The organism is Niameybacter massiliensis, assembly GCF_001282685.1.
GTDB lineage: Bacteria > Bacillota > Clostridia > Lachnospirales > Cellulosilyticaceae > Holtiella > Holtiella tumoricola.
This window is the reverse complement of record NZ_LN875035.1, coordinates 2,765,230-2,783,017: the sequence shown is the minus strand read 5'-3', so window position 1 is coordinate 2,783,017 and position 17,788 is coordinate 2,765,230. Positions and strand designations below refer to the sequence as shown.

The 17,788-nt window shown below is 34.7% G+C and carries 15 protein-coding genes and 1 other annotated feature; of the genes, 9 read left to right on the top strand and 6 right to left on the bottom strand.

What is annotated here, in order from left to right:
- Positions 1-95 precede the first annotated feature (95 nt).
- Both BN2390_RS18725 and BN2390_RS18720 read left to right on the top strand, forming a co-directional pair.
- Positions 96-755 carry a hypothetical protein gene (locus BN2390_RS18725; protein WP_053985816.1) on the top strand — a complete coding sequence of 220 codons (660 nt, stop codon included), beginning with the start codon at positions 96-98 and terminating at the stop codon, positions 753-755.
- On the top strand, positions 755-1,150 hold the full coding sequence (locus BN2390_RS18720) for a SoxR reducing system RseC family protein (protein ID WP_053985815.1): 396 nt from the start codon (positions 755-757) through the stop codon (positions 1,148-1,150). Before BN2390_RS18725 ends, BN2390_RS18720 begins: the two co-directional genes overlap by 1 nt.
- 35 nt (positions 1,151-1,185) lie before the next feature.
- On the opposite strand, the gene BN2390_RS18715 is transcribed toward BN2390_RS18720, so the two are convergent.
- On the bottom strand, positions 1,186-2,484 hold the full coding sequence (locus tag BN2390_RS18715) for a hypothetical protein (RefSeq protein WP_053985814.1): 1,299 nt from the start codon (positions 2,482-2,484) through the stop codon (positions 1,186-1,188).
- A 154-nt stretch (positions 2,485-2,638) separates the two neighbouring features.
- Here BN2390_RS18715 and BN2390_RS18710 point away from each other — a divergent pair, with 154 nt between their 5' ends.
- A complete protein-coding gene (locus tag BN2390_RS18710; protein ID WP_053985813.1) occupies positions 2,639-3,667 on the top strand; it encodes a hypothetical protein in 1,029 nt (342 codons plus the stop codon).
- A gap of 64 nt (positions 3,668-3,731) precedes the next feature.
- On the opposite strand, the gene BN2390_RS18705 is transcribed toward BN2390_RS18710, so the two are convergent.
- The 3 genes from BN2390_RS18705 to BN2390_RS18695 form a co-directional block, all read right to left on the bottom strand.
- On the bottom strand, positions 3,732-5,408 hold the full coding sequence (locus BN2390_RS18705) for a methyl-accepting chemotaxis protein (RefSeq protein ID WP_053985812.1): 1,677 nt from the start codon (positions 5,406-5,408) through the stop codon (positions 3,732-3,734).
- Between the two features lie 142 nt (positions 5,409-5,550).
- Entirely contained in the window at positions 5,551-5,994 is a 444-nt protein-coding gene (locus BN2390_RS18700) for a threonine/serine exporter family protein (protein ID WP_053985811.1), read from the bottom strand.
- On the bottom strand, positions 5,991-6,773 hold the full coding sequence (locus tag BN2390_RS18695) for a threonine/serine exporter family protein (protein ID WP_053985810.1): 783 nt from the start codon (positions 6,771-6,773) through the stop codon (positions 5,991-5,993). Before BN2390_RS18695 ends, BN2390_RS18700 begins: the two co-directional genes overlap by 4 nt.
- Before the next feature lie 186 nt (positions 6,774-6,959).
- Between BN2390_RS18695 and iorA the strand changes: the two genes are divergently transcribed.
- From iorA to BN2390_RS18675, 4 genes are all read left to right on the top strand, one after another.
- Complete coding sequence (gene iorA, locus BN2390_RS18690) at positions 6,960-8,684, top strand: indolepyruvate ferredoxin oxidoreductase subunit alpha (protein WP_053985809.1); 1,725 nt, start codon at positions 6,960-6,962, stop codon at positions 8,682-8,684.
- A gap of 1 nt (position 8,685) precedes the next feature.
- Positions 8,686-9,267, top strand: coding sequence for an indolepyruvate oxidoreductase subunit beta (locus tag BN2390_RS18685; protein ID WP_053985808.1), 582 nt, complete (start codon positions 8,686-8,688; stop codon positions 9,265-9,267).
- 61 nt (positions 9,268-9,328) lie between these two features.
- On the top strand, positions 9,329-10,570 hold the full coding sequence (glyA, locus tag BN2390_RS18680; RefSeq protein WP_053985807.1) for a serine hydroxymethyltransferase: 1,242 nt from the start codon (positions 9,329-9,331) through the stop codon (positions 10,568-10,570).
- Between the two features lie 313 nt (positions 10,571-10,883).
- Positions 10,884-12,914, top strand: coding sequence for an elongation factor G (locus BN2390_RS18675; protein ID WP_053985806.1), 2,031 nt, complete (start codon positions 10,884-10,886; stop codon positions 12,912-12,914).
- 128 nt (positions 12,915-13,042) lie between these two features.
- On the opposite strand, the gene BN2390_RS18670 is transcribed toward BN2390_RS18675, so the two are convergent.
- Both BN2390_RS18670 and BN2390_RS18665 read right to left on the bottom strand, forming a co-directional pair.
- Entirely contained in the window at positions 13,043-13,561 is a 519-nt protein-coding gene (locus BN2390_RS18670) for a zinc ribbon domain-containing protein (protein ID WP_242847696.1), read from the bottom strand.
- 27 nt (positions 13,562-13,588) lie between these two features.
- Positions 13,589-14,017 carry a hypothetical protein gene (locus tag BN2390_RS18665; RefSeq protein WP_330373823.1) on the bottom strand — a complete coding sequence of 143 codons (429 nt, stop codon included), beginning with the start codon at positions 14,015-14,017 and terminating at the stop codon, positions 13,589-13,591.
- A 225-nt stretch (positions 14,018-14,242) separates the two neighbouring features.
- Here BN2390_RS18665 and BN2390_RS18660 point away from each other — a divergent pair, with 225 nt between their 5' ends.
- Together BN2390_RS18660 and leuS are read left to right on the top strand one after the other, a co-directional pair.
- Entirely contained in the window at positions 14,243-14,932 is a 690-nt protein-coding gene (locus tag BN2390_RS18660) for an MgtC/SapB family protein (protein ID WP_053985805.1), read from the top strand.
- Positions 14,933-15,013: 81 nt separating this feature from the next.
- Positions 15,014-15,224: a binding site (T-box leader), on the top strand.
- Between the two features lie 108 nt (positions 15,225-15,332).
- Positions 15,333-17,729 (top strand): leucine--tRNA ligase, encoded by a 2,397-nt coding sequence (gene leuS / locus BN2390_RS18655; protein ID WP_053985804.1) that lies wholly within the window; start codon positions 15,333-15,335, stop codon positions 17,727-17,729.
- Positions 17,730-17,788 lie beyond the last annotated feature (59 nt).

Genomic DNA, 17,788 nt, shown 5'->3' with positions numbered 1-17,788 from the left:
TGAGATTAAAGGGGTTGCTATTGTTGTTTAATAGAATATACTTTATAATGAGATATTATATGATATATACTATAAATAGGAGAGGATGGTAATGAGTGAAGAGAGAGAATAATGTTAGACTTTATATAGGTCTATTATTAGTATTAAGTGGTATTGTAGCTTTTCTTGACTTAAATGGTTTATTACCAAGAGAATATCTAAGTGATTATATAAGTTTAATTATAGGAGTCGTAATATTTGTAGCTTATTTTAGAAATAAAAGATTCTCAACTTTAATGGTAGCAAGTTTCTTCATTTTTAATGGAATCCTACTCATTGCTGATAAATATATTCAAGGATGGAATTATTTTTCAGGCGTTTTTATTATACCAGGACTTATGTTTATGGTAGCATTTATTGTTAAAAGGATGTCTTCATTTTTAATCCCAGGAGCGCTTTTAACTTCATGGGGAATCTTTATCTTTCTTATTTCTGCAGATGTGATTTCTGGATTTAGCATGATTTTAGGAATGGGCTTTGTCTTTACTGCACTTGCATTCTTTATTATATTTCTTATTGAACAAGAGGTATGGGCTGGTATTCCTAGCTTAGTTTTAGGTATTGTAGGAATTATCATTATTACTATGGGGCTAGGAGAAGTAGCAAGACTTATACTTTTTAATATTACAGCAATTATTGTGGTACTTATTGGGCTTATTCTTATTGCAAGAAGTTTTATTAAAACGAAAAAGTCACACGATGAGGAGGACCATTAATGTCAGTAGTGGGGACAGTTGATAAGCTAGAAAGAGGATTTGCGATTGTAACGATGGAAAGACAAGATATGTGTGGTGAATGTCATGCATGTGAACTGATGGGTGAAACTAAGAAATGTACCCTTAAATGTGTTAATTCGTGCCATAGTAAGATAGGGGATAAGGTAGAAGTAGATGTAGCTAAAGCATCCTTTTTAAAAGCGACTCTTATTATGTATGGCTTACCTCTTTTAGGACTTTTACTAGGAATAGGAATGGGATATTTTATATCGGAACTAGCCTCTCTTGTTTTAGGGATCATCTGTATGGGACTAATTTATGCAGGTGTAAAATGGGGAGATAAAAAGAATAAATACAACAAAATGCTCCCAGCAGCGGTACGTGTTTTGGAATAGATTATAAAAAAGAGCTGTTATGTATAACAGCTCTTTTAAGAATCAAAAGTATTACCAGTATTCATAAAGGCCTCAGATAAAGAATGGAGGTCTTTTTTTGTTGCAGTAAAGCTAGGTGGTGTAGATGATGAAGTAGGCATAATATCAGATAAAGAAGGTAGTGTATTTAAAGGTGTTATTGGTGCGTCTGGTGTAAAGGGTATAGGGGTTTGGCTAAAGGTATTCATAAAATTAGGTTGTACTTGAAAAGATGTATTTAAAGTTGTATCTATAGGACTAGAAGGAGGCGGCAAAACAGATGCAACGGATTGGGTTCTCTTAAAGTTAATGCCTTCTAAAAATAATGCAAGTTCATCTTTATTAACTAAGTCAGGATGAATATTGCGGATATCTAAGTCAGCGATCGTAGATAATCTTAAGGTGTTAGAAAGGCTCGCATAGATAACAGAGGCATCTAGGTCTTCATGAAGCGAATCAATATAAGTGTAAGTGTTGATATGATTTTGTAAGCTACTTGAGATAGGACTGCTAAAGGTTTGATTTTCAGGCAGAGCAAGGAGTGTATAATAGTGGTTATTTGACTCATAATGTATCCATAAAGTATCTAAATAGCTAAGGAGAACTGGATTATTAGCATTATCTGGAAGCTGTACAGGGAGATTTTCTCCAGTACTTAAATTAGTAAGATAGAAGTTTGCATGTCCATATTGGTCTGCTTTGCAAAGAAGATAAAGTGCATTTTGATGTTTACACATATTCCAATCAATAATAGGAATAGGTGAACGGACCAGAGTTGTAACACTTTTTTCTTGATTTGTAAAAGAGAGCATGTTTAGACAGTAACTTTCTTCGAAGTTAGGGTATAGAATATAAAGGGTAGAATTTATCTTGTAATAAGTTAGAGATGTTCTAAGTGGTAAGGAAGTTACTAAATTTTCAAGTGTAGGTGAAGTAGATGAAAGCGTTTGATGAACTAATGAACGATGGAGTCCATTAGGGTGGATAACGGTATAAAATAGATGTGGTTCATTTTCCAACCATTGAATTGAGAGATTTTCAAATAAGTACATAGACCTGCTATCTTCTAAAACTACACGTTTACTAGGAGCAGTAGGAGAAAAACAGTAATAAGTAACTTGGCGATTTGTACCTTCTACTGCTACATGTAGTACATCTTGTGGATCTAGGGCAACACTATAAGCCAAGCAAGAGCTTGGGTAGATCATTACAGGTCGTTGAAAACCGTCTTTATTGTAAAGTTGATAAAAGACTCCTTGTTTAGGCTTTTCATCTACAATAATAAAACCATCGGAAATACGTAATAAAAAGGGCATAGAGATACCTCCTATTGAGTACTTAATATAATCATATTTATTTAAAAATTAATTTATACATAAATGTCACCCTTTTACTAGAATTTCCATATTATAGTATTGAAAACGACATTTTATGATGCACCTTAGCAAACATGTAGGAGGTTTGAATTTTATGAGCAAATGTTCAAATACAGACACAAGATTTTTCAAAACACCTAATGCAGGTATTTGTGATATATGTCATCCATGTGAAACAACAACTAAACTTGAAGCAACTGCAATGTGTCCACCAATTGGTGAACCAAAATGTTTAACCATGATGGCTCCTGTTGTATTCGATGAATGCGGTATTAATCTTTGCCGTGTTTTCTCAATAGATGATTTAGTAGACGCATGTGAAGGACCAACAAATCGTACAACAGACATCGTGTTCGATGGTCTTACAACTTTAGATTTGAAAAATGCAAACACTATCCAAGTTAAAGTAGTAGATATCGACTTCAATTTTATATGCCCAGAAACCTGCAGATATTCAGAAATTAAACCAAGCAAGAACACACCTAATTTATCAAGAGTAGTATTAAGAGACATCGACGTAACATTCGTAGTAAGCATCATGGATTCTACTTGTAAAGTTTGTAAAGAAGGTATGATGACATTAAGATACCTTCCAGGCGAAAACTGCCCAGGTTACTCAGAAGACACTAATCCTAGCAACATCGCATTTGATCTTTATACACCATATGGTATTTCTTACGCTCCAGAAAACCCAGCAGGTTGTAACAAACTTGTTCCAACAATTAACTATATTGGTTTCGTAGAAAATCAACATTGCCAAAACTGCAACTGCCCAGAACCACATCATGTATTCCGTGAATTTGAAGCTAACAACAGCTTACGTCAAGGAATCTCAGCTCAAGGTCTTGCAAAAGTTATTGGTAAAGATGACGATTGTATGGCAATTGGTCTTACAATGTATTTCAAAGTTGTTTACTTCGTACAATACAAATTCCATCATGAAGGACTTTGTGTACCTCCTAAATTCTTAGCAGTTAACAGTACAGAAGTAAGTAGCTGTAAAGAATTCTGTGATGGCGATCTTCTTGAGCCATGTATCCAACCTCTTAACGTAGGTGAAAGACCAAAATGTTTAGAACAAGGTTGTGGATGTACTCCTAGAAGACCTGAACCTAGAAACTAATTTAAGTGGGATTGTAGATAGATATAAATAAAGAGGGCTACCTTTAGTAGGTAGCCCTCTTTATTTATTCAATATTAAAAGTAAATTGACTTAACAGAAGATTAAGTTCTTGAGATTTGGCAGCCAGATTTTCAGAAATCATAGCGCTTTTAGATGCAAAGTCTGCAATATCTGTAGTAATAGTTGAAACTTCTTTTATATCTTCTTCCATATGAGTAAGTGTTGTAGCTTGTTCTTTAGAAGAGTATGTAATAGAAGTAATAGGAGATAAGGTAGAGTGGACTTTGGTAATTAACACGTCTAATATATCTATTGTTTGTTGAACGATTTCATTACCTTTCAAGGTAGTATTTATACTGTTTTCAATAAGGGTAGTAGACTTCTTGACAGCGGATGCACTTTTAATAGAGAGTTCGTGCATTTCCCTAGCAATGAGATTAAATGCATTAGCTTGACTACCAAAGCGAGAAGCTTCAATAGTTGCATTAAGAGATAGAAGATGACTTTCTGAAGCAATACCATCAATAACTTCTATAATCTGCTTAATATCAAAGGTTGATTTTTTGATATCGTCCATAGTATGAGTGAGAGCAATGATTTGTTCACTATTATCTTCGATAAAGGAAGTAAGTTCAAGAGATAGATCATACAATGAATGGGCAGATAATGTATTTTCATTAGATTTTACAGATACATCATCAATGACTTTGAAAAGTTGAGTAATGAGTCCCTTTTGATGAATATTTTGTGCAGCAAGTTCTTTAGAGCCTTCTAGCACATGAAGTGCATTTTCACTTACATCATGAGTAGCTAAATGGATCTGATGTAAGGTTGTATTAAGAGAATTAGAGATATGTAAAATAGAATGTTCAATTGTTTTGAAATCTCCTTTATAATGGCTTGCAATCTGAATGTCCATGTGCCCGTTCGCTAAAAGAGAAAGTGTATGAGAAATATCTTCAATATAACTTTTAAGCGTAGAGGTAGACTCTTCAAGGCAAATTGCAAGCTGACCAATTTCATCATTATTTTTATAAGGAACAGTAATATTTAGATGTCCACCAGCAAATTTTGTAAGGCAATCTTTAAAGGTATCTAGAGGTTGTGTGATGCTTTTTGTAATAATAAATGAAATATAAAGGCCTAATAGAATACTGACTATAGTAAGGCAAGCAATAATTGAGATTACAATAGTTTTTAAGAGTAAGATCTGTTCAATTTTAGCTTGAGCAGACATTTGAGCATAATCTGTAAGATTTGTAGCAATAGTGTGTGCTTTAGAGATTGTTATAACATAATCATTTTGTAAAATAGACAATGCACGTTCTGTATCTGATGCTAAGCTAGCTGCTAGAATATCTTGATGAAATACTTTAAGTTCATTGAGATAAAGTTCCAGATTTTCTAATTGCTCTAAATATGTTATATCTGGATTTTCATTAATACTATAGAGATTTCCAATGGCATTTAACATATCTGCATTTGTTTGAAGGATAGAGCTTGTACTATTATTGATGATGATTTTGTACATTTCTTTTTCTAAAGTATTAAAGCCATTTTTAATAACCCAACTATAGTGTTCAGTTGAAAAAGATTGGTTATATAATGACTCGGTATTACGGGAAAGGATATCTAGGCTGAATAATGAAATACTAGAAACCATAATAAGAAGTGAAATAAGAGAAAAGAATCCTATAAGATTTCTTTGGCGTATAGAACAACGTGTCAAATGTTTTATCAATGGAAAGCCCCCTTGAGTAGTAAATATAAAGTAATATAGGGTTAGCTTACTCAAAGAAGGTTAAATTTTGGTTAAAAAGAGATTAGAAATATGTAAAGTTTGAACTGATGTAAATAAAAAGGAAGTGCTATAAAGCACTTCCTTATATTTTTTGTCTACGAGGACGGAAAAGTAGTGGTAAAAGGGCTGCCATAATGATAGCACCTGCTATAACACCTGAAAGTTGAAAGGTGGTAAGTGCATATTCTAATGCTTTTGTATGATCAGAAAAAAGTAGTGCATACATGGTTCGATAAAGCCCTATACCGGGAACAAGAGGTATAATACCAGGAATTAAGAAGACTGTAACAGGTGCTCTTTTATATTTAGCTAAAAAGTAAGAGCCTTGGGCTACAAAATAAGCACCTAAAAAAGTAAACAGTACATCTGAATAATTATTTAGTACTCCAACAATATAAATACCCCATCCTATAGCACCTATGATGCCACAAGCAATAAGATGCTTCTTCTGGACATTAAAAAGTATAGAAAAGAAGATTGTAGCAAAAAAGGCACTAATTACATGGACGAAAAAGGATAAAATCATATTAAACCTCCTAGATAAAAACCAATACTCATTGGAATACCAACACCAGCTGCAATGGCAACTGCAATAAAGAGTGCTTCAGCAAGGCGTGAAATACCAGAAAGAAGCTCATCTCCTATAGTATCGCGAATACCATTAGTAAAGGCGAGTCCAGGTACAAGTGGCATGATACCACCAATAACAATCGCTTCTGTATCTACAATATTGGCAACAAATAAGTTGAGGATTGCAATAATTGTACCAATAAAGAGAGAAACCATAAAGAGAATTAAATAGTTTACGATCTCTTTAGAGCGTAGATTCTGTTGTATAACAGAGACGCAAGCACCTATAACACAAGCAATCAAAAACTCTGTTAATTTCCCATTGAACATAATGGAGAAAAAGCCAGCACTAAAGGCTGTAGCAAAGGTCATGATTCTAGGTGAATAGGAAGGGGCAGTATCAATTGCTTTTAAAGTAACGATAGCTTCATCTAGAGTAAGGGTACCTTCAACATAATTACGAGAAAGTTGATTGACTTTTTCGATTTTATCCATACGCGTACTACGATTTTTAATACGTGTTAACGTCGTTGCGTTATGAGAATTTTTTGTTTTGAGGGTTGCCATAACTACAGTAGGTGTAACAAATGTATCTACTTTATCAAAATGGTGATGAGATAGAATTCTACAAATAGTATCTTCTACACGATAGGTTTCAGCACCACTTTTTAGCATGATTTCACCCAGGTTAACAGCAAAAGCAAGTACTGCTTCAAAGTCATTGTTTTGTTCCATAATAAGGCCTCACTGAGTAAAAATATTTAACATAAGTATACAATGTGAGACAAGGTGTGTAAAGGGATTTAGAATTCTTATGAGTAAATGCTTGTAAAATACAGAATAATGATGTTAATATTAAAATATAATTCAATTTTATAAAATATAAGAAGTATATTATTGGGTAAAATAAAGGGGGATACTATGAAAAAACTAATGCTTGGTAACGAAGCGATAGCAAGAGGTGTTTATGAATCAGGGGCTAGCGTAGCAGCTGCATATCCAGGGACACCAAGTACGGAAATAACAGAATGTATTGCAAAGTATGATGAAATATATGCAGAGTGGTCACCTAATGAAAAGGTAGCAATGGAAGTTGCAATAGGAAGTTCTATTGCAGGTGCAAGGTCAGTCGTATCTATGAAACATGTCGGGCTTAATGTAGCAGCAGATCCACTCTTTACAGCAGCTTATACAGGGGTTAATGCAGGGCTTGTTGTATTTGTAGCTGATGATCCTGGGATGCATAGTTCCCAGAATGAACAAGATACAAGACTTATTGCTAGGGCTGCTAATATCCCTGTACTTGAACCAAGCGATAGTATGGAGTGCAAAACATTTGTAAAATGTGCTATGGAACTGAGTGAAACTTATGATACACCAGTTATTATACGACTTACAACAAGAGTTTCCCATTCACAAAGTATTGTTGAGTGTGAAGATAAAGTAGCTTTTGAAGTAAAACCTTATGAAAAGAATATACGTAAATATGTTATGACACCAGCGAATGCAAAAAATAGGCACCTTATTGTAGAAGAACGTATGAATCGTCTTGCAAAAGATATAAAAACATTAGGATTATATACAGAAGAGCTAAATGATAGTCCAATAGGAATTATTACTAGTGGTGTATGTTATCAATATGTAAAAGAGAGTGGTATTAAAGCAAATATATTAAAATTAGATATGATTAATCCATTACCATTAGATATTATTCAGACTTTTGCAAGTAAAGTCGACCAACTTTATATAGTAGAAGAATTAGAGCCAGCAATAGAAGAGCAGGTAAGAAGTTTAGGGATTGATGCAAAAGGAAAAGAACTTTTTGGAAGGCAAGGAGAAATAACGGTACGTAAAATTCGTGAAGTTCTTGGAATGAAGGTAGAGACAGCTAAAGCACCAATACAACTCCCTATTCGACCACCAGTACTTTGTCCAGGATGTCCTCATAGAGGTGTTTATACCATTCTTAAGAAACTTAATTTAACTGTAACAGGAGACATTGGATGCTATACCCTTGGATCTTCTGAGCCACATGCGGCAATGGATAGTTGTGTATGTATGGGCGCAAGTATTGGTATGACACATGGCTTTGAAAAAGCTCATGGTAAAGAATCTATGAAACATACAGTAGCTATTATTGGAGATTCAACATTTATTCATTCAGGTATTACAGGGCTTATAAATATTGTTTATAACCACGGTGTAGGAACTGTAATTATTGCAGATAATTCTACAACAGGTATGACAGGTCATCAGAACCATCCAGCAACAGGTAAGACACTAAGAGGTGATATTACAAGTACGCTGAACTTGGAAGAACTGGTTAAAGCAATTGGTGTTAAAAATGTGCGTGTTGTAAATGCATATGATATGAAAGCAGTAGAGGTGGCACTTAAAGAAGAAACTGAAAGAATGGAGCCATCAGTTATTATTACCAAAGCACCATGTAAATTACTCATTAAAGAGAGATGGGTACCTTATGAAGTAACAGAAGATTGTATCAACTGTGGAATTTGTATGAGACTTGGATGTCCAGCAATCGTAAAAGGGGAGTCTTGTACAGAGATTAATGATGCATTGTGTGCAGGATGTGGACTTTGTGCGTCTATTTGTCCTAAAAAAGCTATAAGAAAAGGAGAGAACTAAGATGACTAAAAATATACTTATTGTAGGCGTAGGCGGTCAAGGTACATTGCTTACAGGACGCATTATAGGTAACTACGCTTTAAGCAAAGGGCAAGATGTAAAAATGTCAGAAGTGCATGGTATGGCACAACGTGGTGGGAGTGTAGTGATGCAAGTAAAATATGGTGATAAAGTATACTCTCCACTTGTAGAAGTAGGAGAAGCTGATATTATATTTGCTTTCGAAAAATTAGAAGCGCTTAGATACAGTCACTATCTTAAAAAAGATGGCATTATTATTGCAAATACTCAACGCATTGATCCCATGCCAGTCGTGATGGGGCAAGCTAAGTATCCGGAGGATATAGAATCAACAATTAAAGAAATTAATAAGGATGCATGCTTAATAGATGCATTAGCGATTGCGAAAGAAATCGGTAATGTCAAAGTAGTAAATATGATTATGATCGGTGCATATGCAGCATATATTGGGGATAGTCTAGAAGAATGGGAAGAAATTGTAGAAGTTACAGTTCCTAAACATACAGTAGAGATGAATAAAGTAGCTCTTAAAAAGGGATATGAAGCTTATCTTAACAGATAATAATTATCTGTACATAATGATGGTTATCTTGTAAGATAAAAATAGAAAGCAGGTGTTAAAAATGTATTCAATAAATGAAGTTAAAAAAGTAGACCCAGAAATTGCAGCTTTAATAGAACAAGAAACAAAAAGACAACAAAGTAAAATTGAGTTGATTGCCTCAGAGAATTTTGTAAGTGAAGCAGTAATGGCAGCTATGGGAAGTACTTTAACAAATAAATATGCTGAAGGTTATCCAGGTAAGCGTTACTACGGTGGATGTGAAGTAGTAGATCAAGTAGAAGACTTAGCAAGAGAACGTGCAAAGCAACTTTTTGGAGCAGACCACGCAAATGTTCAACCCAATTCAGGATCACAAGCTAATCAAGCAGTATTCTTTGCTGTACTTAAACCAGGAGATACAGTAATGGGGATGAATTTAAGCCATGGTGGTCATTTAACTCATGGTAGCCCAGTTAATATTTCAGGCAAACATTATAACATTGTATCTTATGAAGTAGACAAAGAAACAGGTTTGATCAATTATGATATTGTAAGAGAAAAAGCGCTAGAATCACGCCCTAAAATGATTATTGCAGGGGCAAGTGCATATGGTCGTATTATTGATTTTAAAAAGTTCCGTGAGATTGCAGATGAAGTAGGCGCATATTTAATGGTAGATATGGCACATATTGCAGGATTAATTGCAGCAGATCTTCATCCATCTCCAGTACCTTATGCAGATTTTGTAACAACAACGACGCATAAAACTTTAAGAGGACCACGTGGTGGTATGATCCTATGTAAAGAACAGCATGCTAAAGCAATTGATAAAGCTATTTTCCCAGGTATTCAAGGTGGACCACTTATGCATGTTATTGCAGCTAAAGCAGTATGTTTTAAAGAAGCATTAACCAAAGAGTTTGTAACCTATCAGCAACAAATCTTAGATAATGCAAAAGCACTTTGTGCAGCTCTTAAAGAGAAAGGTTTTACAATTGTATCAGGAGATACAGAAAATCATTTGATGAATGTAGACCTTCGTAATATGCATGTAACAGGAAAAAATGCAGAACATTTATTAGATGAGATTGGTATTACATGTAACAAAAATACGATTCCATTTGATCCAGAAAGTCCATTTGTTACAAGTGGTATTCGTCTTGGTACACCGGCTGTAACAAGTCGTGGTATGAAAGAAGAAGATATGAAAGAAATAGCAGAAATTATGTATCTTGCAATTTCAGACTTTGAAGCAAATCGTAGTGTATGTCAAGAACGTGTTCATACACTATTAGCAAAGTATCCACTTTATAGAGAATAAAAAAACTCCTCCGAGATATCTTGGAGGAGTTTTTTTATGAGAAAATAAATACTTTGATTTTATGTATAGGGGGGAGGTTTAATATTTATAATATGATGTTTAAGATAAGAAATTTATTTTGTATACTTTTACACCTATTCAACCATACTAGGAATAGGTATTTTTTCACATTTTCTTTCATATAATTTGAAAGGACAACTTTTATAATATATATTTCATAAAAATTTAAAAAATATAGAAGGATTTTTATGTACTTTGTAGAACATATATTATAAGGGAATATGCTTAATCTAATTCTATAGGAGGTATGTCTATGAATGTCTATGAAACAAAAAATATTCGTAACATTGCGCTATTGGGACACGGAGGATGCGGCAAGACTACACTCGCAGAAGGTATGCTATATACAGCAGGAGGCAAAAATAGATATGGGAAGGTAGAGAATGGAACAACATCTAGTGATTTTGATCCAGAAGAAGTCAAACGTAAGATTTCGATTCGTACATCTCTTATTCCTGTAGAATGGAAAGAGCACAAGATAAATGTATTAGATACACCAGGATATTTTGATTTTGTAGGAAATGTAAAAGAGGCCTTAAGTGTTTCAGATGCAGCAGTTATTGTTATGAAAGCATCAAGTGGTGTTGAAGTTGGGACAGAGAAAGCATGGGAAGCTTGTGAGACAATGAAGTTACCACGTATGCTTTATATTACAGAAATGGATGCACCCAATGTAAACTATGAAGCCATTTTAGAAAATTGCAAAGCCAAATTTGGTCCTAGTGTAGCACCTATGCAAGTACCTTGGTATGATGGTGAAAAGTATATTGGGTATATTCATGCAGTAAAAATGGTAGCAAGAAGATTTGAAGGTGATAGGGTTGTTGAATGTCCTATTCCAGAAGGCTATGAGGATGAACTTCACCTTGTACGTACAATGATTCTTGAGGCTGTTGCTGAGACAGATGAAATGCTTATGGAAAAATATTTTGCTGAAGAAGAGATTACAATTAGTGAGATAGAAAAAGCCCTTAAAGTGGGTGTAGCAAATGGTGATATTGTACCTGTATTATGTGGTAACTCTGTAGATCGTGCAGGTATTCGTACGTTAATGGATAATATTATTCGTTGTTTTCCTTCTCCAGATGAAGCGATCCATGCATGTGATATTGATGGTAAAGCAGGCATCTTTGTGTTTAAGACAATGGTAGACCCATTCATTGGTAAATTCTCCTTATTTAAAGTAAGAAGTGGTAAGATTAGTCGAGATGACAGCTTACTCAATGTGCGTACAGGTGACACAGAGAAATTTGTTCATATTTATGTTCTACAAGGTAAAGAACAAACAGAGGTTGAGACTTTAAATGCAGGTGATATTGGAGCTGTTGCTAAACTTAAAGATGTAAGCACAAATGATACTTTGTGTGATAAAGATGCAAATTTAGAATATGAACCTATAGAATTTGATAAACCTTATGTAAAAATGGCAATCTTCCCTCTTGGAAAAGGTGATGAAGAAAAGATGTCTACATCTCTTGCTAAACTTATGGCAGAAGATAAGACTTTCTATACAGAGTATGATAAAGAAACACATGAAACAGTTATTCATGGTATTGGCGAGCAACAGCTTGATGTCATTGTAAGTATGCTAGCAGACAAATTCAAAGTAGCTGTTAAGCTTGAAAGGCCAACAACACGTTATCGTGAAACAATTAAAGGGAAAATGCAAGTACGTGGTAAGCATAAGAAACAATCAGGTGGCCACGGCCAATATGGAGATGTGGTTATGGAGTTTGAACCATCAGGTGATTTAGAGATGCCTTATATCTTTGAAGAAAAGGTCTTTGGTGGAGCAGTTCCCAAACAATACTTCCCAGCTGTAGAAAAAGGTTTAGAAGAATGTATTCATAGAGGTGTACTTGCAGGATATCCTGTAGTGGGGCTAAAAGCTGTGTTATTAGATGGTTCTTATCATCCAGTTGATTCTTCAGAAATGGCCTTTAAAATGGCAACAACTATTGCTTTTAAAGAAGGTGTAGTAAAGGCGAAACCAACTATTCTTGAACCTATTGCACACGTTGAAATTTGTGTGCCAGAAGAATACACTGGTGATATTATGGGAGATATGAAAAAGCGTCGTGGACGCCTAATTGGAATGGAACTTAAAGGTAAGAAGCAAATCATTGTTGCTGAAGTACCTATGTCAGAAATTTATCGTTATGCTACAGACCTTCGTTCTATAACACAGGGACGCGGTGTTGTAGAATACAACTTTGAACGTTATGAGGAAGCACCACAAGATGTTCAAGATAAAGTGATTGAAGCAAGAAAAGAAATGGCATAGAATATCTGTCATGTAAATAGATAAGTGGATTTAATAAAGGTGAAGCCCCTATATAATTAGAGTATTAATCTAATTATATAGGGGCTTTAGTTATATAATCATATAAAGTGATTGTACGACAATAGAATTTAGTAATATAAATAAGAAGATGCACCAACGGCAAAAATGCTAATGAGAACAAGAATATAAAGTACGAAGAAAATAATGCCTACAATAAAAGCAACAAATCCAGCACGATTCCATGTAGCTTGAGTTGCTAAAAAGTCTTCAACATTATTAAATTTTCCACTTTTCCAAGCCCACTCATTGCCTTTAGCACCACATACAAAAATCCAAACAATATTAAATATAGGTATAAGACAAAGTAGTGGTAAATAGCTATAGTTACCAATTCCCCACATGATGTTAAAGAAAAAGGCACCCCAATTCCATTTTTTAATTTCAGCTGGCACAGTACCAGGTTGATGTGAGTATGTAGCTTGAACATGCATATTTGGAGCAGTATCTGTATAGTTATATGTACTATCAGAAGAAGGTTCTACATTGATTGTAGGTACCATAGGAGCTTCTTGTGAAATGAAAACACCACAAGAAGGGCAAAAGGCTTCATTCCCTTCAAGAGGGGCATTACATTTTGGACAGTTCATAGATATAATCTCCTTTTAAATTAAATTTTACCAATAAAGTAACATAGAAAAGAGTGCAGTATAAAGGATTACGCCAAATACACCCATTACAAGAGAAAAGATAAATTTAGCAATACCACCACGATTCCAGGTTTTTTGGATTGTTAAGAACTTTTGAAGATCTTCATGTTGATAGTTATTACTTTTCCAAGCCCACTCATTCCCTTTAAATCCACAAACAAACATCCAAATAAAGTTAAAGTAAGGAATAAGACATAAAAGAGGTAGATAGGTTTTATTGCCAACGCCCCACCATATATTGAAGATAAAAGCACCCCAGTTCCATTTTTTAATTTCTACAGGTATCCCAGCTTGAGTTTGATAGTTCATTTTAATACCATCATAAGTAATTGCTTGACCGCACTTTGGGCAAAAGTTTTCCCCATGTAGTTCAGTATGACAGATTGGGCAATTCATAAGATTCCTCCCTAAATAGTTTGATTAAAACAAGTATATGATTATAGCTTAAGTATATATCACTTAAAACTAAATGTCACCTTTCTTATAGTCTTGGCATATACCTAGAACATACCCAAAATATCTAGTGGAGACCAGCTATTTATACATTATTTTTTAAAATGGAATAATAGGGCGGTTAGCCGTTTGATAAAACAAATTCTAGAGAGAAAAAGAGGTGGGACCATGGAGCTTATTGAGTATTTAAGAGAAATTAATACAGTATCTATTATCCTTAGATTAAGTCTCGCCACACTTTTTGGGGGGATTATTGGATTTGAAAGAGGAAGAAAGAAACGGCCAGCAGGGCTAAGAACACATATATTAGTGTGCATTGGAGCCAGTCTTGCGATGATTACCAATCAATATATTGTACAAATATTAGGGATGGATGGTGATCCAACAAGATTAGGCGCACAAGTTATTAGTGGAATAGGTTTTTTAGGTGCAGGAACCATATTAGTAACAGGTAAACAACAGGTGAAAGGTTTAACAACAGCAGCAGGATTATGGGCATCTGCCTGTATGGGATTAGCTATAGGTATAGGCTTTTACGAAGGAGCAGTTATAGGATGCTTATTTATTTTAGGAGGTATGACTGTTCTGCATAAACTAGATAGGAAATTAATTGACAAAGCAAAAGAAGCAGAGTTTTATATAGAGATTGCTAGTATTCAAGATCTAAAAGGAGTATTAGAAAGCTTAAAGGAAGAAAAGATTCAAATAATATCTTTGGAAATTACTAAGTGTAGACTAGAGGGGTTGGAAAAAATAGGACTTTTTATTACATTAAAACCTTTTAGGCATTGCACCCACTTAAATCTAATTGAGACGTTGGCTCTTATTTCAGAAGTAGAGTATATTGAAGAATTATAAATAATTTCCTAAAGACGTTGATTTTGCATAAATGATATGATAAAATTACTTCGACATAATATAAAGAAATATGAATATTTGTGTAATGTGAAGAAACGAAGTAGTAGTACCAACTTCCTTTTCAGAGAGCTATTGGGTGGTGAGAAATAGCAAGAAAGTGTATGAACTCGTCGTGGAGCATCTTGATTGAACTAGAGTAGATTAAGCGGGACTTCCCGTTATAGAAGATACAAGTGCAACCGTGTAGGTTGAATTAGAGTGGTACCGCGAAATAATGCCTTTCGTCTCTATAAAAGAATAGAGATGAAGGGCTTTTTTATATTAATATGGAAATTATTTCATCATTCCAGTTAATACTATAAACAAAATATCTTAAGTTAACTATAAAGGAGGAATCATCATGCAATACAACCCACAAGAAGTTGAACAAAAGTGGAGAAAAAGATGGGAAGAAAGCCCAATTAATGAAGATACTGAAGACAAAAAACATTACTACTGTTTAGATATGTTCCCATATCCATCAGGTAATGGTCTTCATGTAGGTCACTGGAGAGGATATGTTTTATCAGATGTTTGGAGTCGTTATCAAATCCTTCATGGATACCATGTCCTTCATCCAATGGGGTGGGATGCCTTCGGTCTTCCAGCTGAAAACTATGCAATCCAAAAGAAAGTACATCCAGCAACTGCTACAGCAGAAAATGTTGCAAACTTCAAACGTCAGCTTCAAGAAATCAGTGCAGTTTATGACTGGGATAAAGAAGTTAATACAACAGATCCTAACTACTACAAATGGACACAATGGATCTTCCTTAAAATGTTTGAAAATGGCTTAGCTTATGAAAAAGAAATGCCAATTAACTGGTGTCCATCATGTAAAACAGGTCTTGCAAACGAAGAAGTTAAAGATGGTGGATGTGAACGTTGTGGTAGCACAGTGACAAAGAAAAACCTTCGTCAATGGATGCTTAAAATCACAGCTTATGCAGAAAGACTTCTTAACGACTTAGATGGTTTAGAGTGGCCAGAAAAAGTTAAGAAAATGCAAGCTGACTGGATCGGTAAAAGCTATGGTGCTGAGATCGACTTTAATGTAGAAGGAACTGATAAGAGTCTTAAAGTTTTCACAACACGCCCAGATACACTTTATGGGGCAAGTTTTATGGTACTTGCTCCAGAACATGCAGATGTACTTGAACTTGCAGATGAAAGTCAAAAAGAAGCTGTTGAGAAATATGTATTTGATGCATCTACTAAATCATCAGTTGACCGTATGGCTGACAAAGAAAAAACAGGTGTGTTCTTAGGTAAATATGCGATTAATCCACTTAACGGAAATCGTCTTCCAATTTGGATTTCAGACTATGTACTTGCAGACTATGGTACAGGTGCTATTATGTGTGTACCAGCACATGATGAACGTGACTTTGCATTTGCAACTAAGTTTGAACTTCCAATTATCCAAGTTATTTCAAAAACTGGTGAAGAAGAAAAACTTGAAGAAGCTTTTACTGAAGAAGGTATCATGATTAACTCTGGTGAGTTTAATGGTATGAAATCAAGTGAGGCTAAAGTTAAAATTCCAGATTACCTTGAATCAAAAGGTATTGGTACAAAAACAACAAACTACAAACTTCGTGACTGGGTATTTTCACGTCAACGTTACTGGGGTGAGCCAATTCCAGTTGTACACTGTGACTGCTGTGGCGTAGTTGGTGTTAAAGAAGAAGATCTTCCTGTTAGACTTCCAGATGTAGAAAGCTATGAACCAACAGGTACAGGTGAATCTCCACTTGCTGCTATTGAAGAGTGGGTAAACACAACATGTCCAAAATGTGGTGGTCCTGCTAAACGTGAAACAAATACAATGCCACAATGGGCTGGATCTTCTTGGTACTTCTTAAGATATCCAAACCCACACAATGACAAAGAGCTTATTAGCCAAGAAGATATGAAAAAATGGTTACCTGTTGATATGTATGTAGGTGGTATCGAACATGCTGTTCTTCACTTACTTTATGCACGTTTCTATACAAAATTCTTAAATGATATTGGTGTAGTAGACTTTGCAGAACCATTCAAACGTCTTTTCAACCAAGGTATGGTTACAAAAGATGGTGCTAAAATGAGTAAATCAAAAGGAAATGTTGTTTCTCCAGATGAACTTGTTTCTAAATATGGTTGTGACTCACTTCGTATGTACGAACTCTTTATTGGACCACCAGAACTTGATAGTGAGTGGGATGATAGAGGTATTGAAGGGGTATACCGTTTCTTAAATAAAGTATGGAGACTTATTAGTGAAAACAAAGAAGTACCTGCTACAAAAGAAATGGAGCGTATTCGTCACAAAATGGTATACGATATCACACAACGTATGGAAAGTTTCAACTTAAATACCGTTGTAAGTGGATTTATGCAATACACAAACAGCTTAGTAGATATCCAAAAACAAGCTGGTGGTATTGATCATGAAACAATCAAAACACTTATTGTATTACTTGCACCATTTACACCTCACATTAGTGAAGAGTTATGGGAACAAGCAGGTGAAGCAGGTAGTGTATTCAAACAAGCGTGGCCAACATATGATGAGTCTAAAATGGTAGAAGATGAAATCGAAGTAGCTGTTCAAGTAAGTGGTAAAATGGCTGGTAAGATTAAAGTTGGTGTAGAAGAAGCAGAAGAGAGTGTACTTGCAAAAGCTCATGAAGTAGCTGCAGCACGTCTTGAAGGAAAACAAATTGTAAAAGAAATCTATGTTAAAGGTCGTATCGTTAACATTGTAGCTAAATAATAAAATATAAAAAGAGCTGTTTATAAACAGCTCTTTTTATATTTTAAGAAAATACTCTG

What these genes read in the sequence shown, in the direction of transcription:
- glyA (WP_053985807.1), top strand. Translation starts at nt 9,329, where the DNA reads ATGTATTCAATAAATGAAGTTAAAAAAGTAGACCCAGAAATTGCAGCT.
- BN2390_RS18700 (WP_053985811.1), bottom strand. Translation starts at nt 5,994, where the DNA reads ATGATTTTATCCTTTTTCGTCCATGTAATTAGTGCCTTTTTTGCTACA.
- BN2390_RS18665 (WP_330373823.1), bottom strand. Translation starts at nt 14,017, where the DNA reads ATGAATTGCCCAATCTGTCATACTGAACTACATGGGGAAAACTTTTGC.
- BN2390_RS18675 (WP_053985806.1), top strand. Translation starts at nt 10,884, where the DNA reads ATGAATGTCTATGAAACAAAAAATATTCGTAACATTGCGCTATTGGGA.
- BN2390_RS18660 (WP_053985805.1), top strand. Translation starts at nt 14,243, where the DNA reads ATGGAGCTTATTGAGTATTTAAGAGAAATTAATACAGTATCTATTATC.
- BN2390_RS18670 (WP_242847696.1), bottom strand. Translation starts at nt 13,561, where the DNA reads ATGAACTGTCCAAAATGTAATGCCCCTCTTGAAGGGAATGAAGCCTTT.
- BN2390_RS18720 (WP_053985815.1), top strand. Translation starts at nt 755, where the DNA reads ATGTCAGTAGTGGGGACAGTTGATAAGCTAGAAAGAGGATTTGCGATT.
- BN2390_RS18715 (WP_053985814.1), bottom strand. Translation starts at nt 2,484, where the DNA reads ATGCCCTTTTTATTACGTATTTCCGATGGTTTTATTATTGTAGATGAA.
- BN2390_RS18695 (WP_053985810.1), bottom strand. Translation starts at nt 6,773, where the DNA reads ATGGAACAAAACAATGACTTTGAAGCAGTACTTGCTTTTGCTGTTAAC.
- BN2390_RS18710 (WP_053985813.1), top strand. Translation starts at nt 2,639, where the DNA reads ATGAGCAAATGTTCAAATACAGACACAAGATTTTTCAAAACACCTAAT.
- BN2390_RS18685 (WP_053985808.1), top strand. Translation starts at nt 8,686, where the DNA reads ATGACTAAAAATATACTTATTGTAGGCGTAGGCGGTCAAGGTACATTG.
- iorA (WP_053985809.1), top strand. Translation starts at nt 6,960, where the DNA reads ATGAAAAAACTAATGCTTGGTAACGAAGCGATAGCAAGAGGTGTTTAT.
- leuS (WP_053985804.1), top strand. Translation starts at nt 15,333, where the DNA reads ATGCAATACAACCCACAAGAAGTTGAACAAAAGTGGAGAAAAAGATGG.